Consider the following 1,411-nt stretch of genomic DNA (forward strand, 5'->3'; position numbering starts at 1 on the left):
TCGCCACTGGGTGCGTTTTCTAGGAGCGTTTTATAGTCTTGAACCAGTTTATCGGTGATCTGAATTTCTTCTTTCAGTTTTGATTGGTCCTCTTGTGCCAAACAGTAATAGTCTGTTGGCGAATCCCCAGTAAAAAACAGCACATCATGGACATTAATGCTCTGACATAAAGGCGCACTGAGAATTTCTCCAGTACATTTTGGCTCTAGCTCTGTACGGGGTGGCTCTGTCGAATAATCGGGCTCAGGCTCCTCAATGATCACTTCTTTAGGTAGTGTTAAGGTATCTCCCGCCCGAATGTAATTTGGGTCAGTCTGACATTGCGGGTTCAGAGTCAAGAGGTCGACATATTCGACACCTTGATCGATAGCGATTTGGAGTAGGGTATCCCCCGGTTGAATGGTATAGGTAGTCATGGTCATAGGGCTCCATTACTCGCTTCAAGAATCGACTGCATCGTAGAGAGGTGTTCTGGGGTTATGGTCCACTGATACTGCTTTGGAGGGTGGATAGGCTGATCGATAGCCCCCCAATACCATTGCCCGTGGTACCAGTGAATTTGCTCAATGGATTGGAAAAACAGACTGCGTTCCTCGTCCGTCATGGTCCCGAGTAATGGTAATAAGGTTCGTGGCTCATAGTAACGGAGCAAGGCGACCGATTGCCCTGTCGAAACGACTAGACGTTCTCTGAGGAGTTTGACCAGTGACGTTTGAGGTGTGCCTTTTTTAACATACATAAGGCTTCCGCAAGGTGTGCTTTGCATTTGCTCTATTGCAATAGGAAACAGCTCTCGCCCATTTAGAGCAACTAACACGGGGCCACGCTCAATGTTGGCAAACTCTGTCTGCTCGAAAAGGGGGCAAAAGAAGGGCTCTGGAACGGTTCGATAAAGCTGAACTTGCCAATTTGGCCAAAGTTCAGGCTCGATGATCATATAGACATCCCATTCGTCTACGAGGATTGGCGCAGAGCCGATTTCAACGCGCCACTGAGGCATTATTTGTGGATTTGACATTGACCACCTCTATTACATTGGCAAAGTTCTTTTAGCAACGAGCCGTTTTCGACCATCTTGTTGTAGGCGATTTGGTTCATGGCCGGGAGTGATCCATCCGTAGCCATTGCTTCTTGTTCAGGGGGAGGCATATCCTGTGTCAGGGAGTTGGGCAGCAAAGCAATCTGCCCAGAAAAACCACTGCCACTGCTTGGACTTCCACCAGAGTTTAAATTGACTTTCGCTCCAACCAAGCTAACACCCGAAGCGTCCACTTTTATAAAGCTGCCACCGGCTTTTAAAGTCATTTCAGAGCCTGCTTCGATAACGACTTTCATACCGGCTTTGATGTGGAGTTCATTGCCAATTTCAAATGCATGCAACTGAGCGATTTTTTGATGCAGACTCCCTTCC

At 47.6% G+C, this 1,411-nt stretch carries 2 protein-coding genes and 1 pseudogene; all 3 read right to left on the reverse strand.

Annotated features, from left to right (window positions below):
* Nucleotides 1-422, reverse strand: a 422-nt coding sequence (locus tag ACQEXP_RS21175) for a LysM peptidoglycan-binding domain-containing protein (RefSeq protein ID WP_426971455.1), incomplete at its 3' end; no start/stop codon positions are given.
* The gene (locus tag ACQEXP_RS21180; RefSeq protein WP_426971456.1) at nucleotides 419-1,018 is read right to left on the reverse strand and encodes a DUF4123 domain-containing protein; all 600 of its coding nucleotides are present in this window, start codon (nucleotides 1,016-1,018) and stop codon (nucleotides 419-421) included. The genes ACQEXP_RS21180 and ACQEXP_RS21175, both read right to left, overlap by 4 nt.
* Nucleotides 1,000-1,411, reverse strand: a pseudogene (locus ACQEXP_RS21185) (type VI secretion system tip protein VgrG); the annotation flags it as partial. The pseudogene ACQEXP_RS21185 and the gene ACQEXP_RS21180, both read right to left, overlap by 19 nt.

Origin of the sequence: Vibrio sp. TRT 1302 (assembly GCF_050113875.1) — a bacterium.
GTDB lineage: Bacteria > Pseudomonadota > Gammaproteobacteria > Enterobacterales > Vibrionaceae > Vibrio.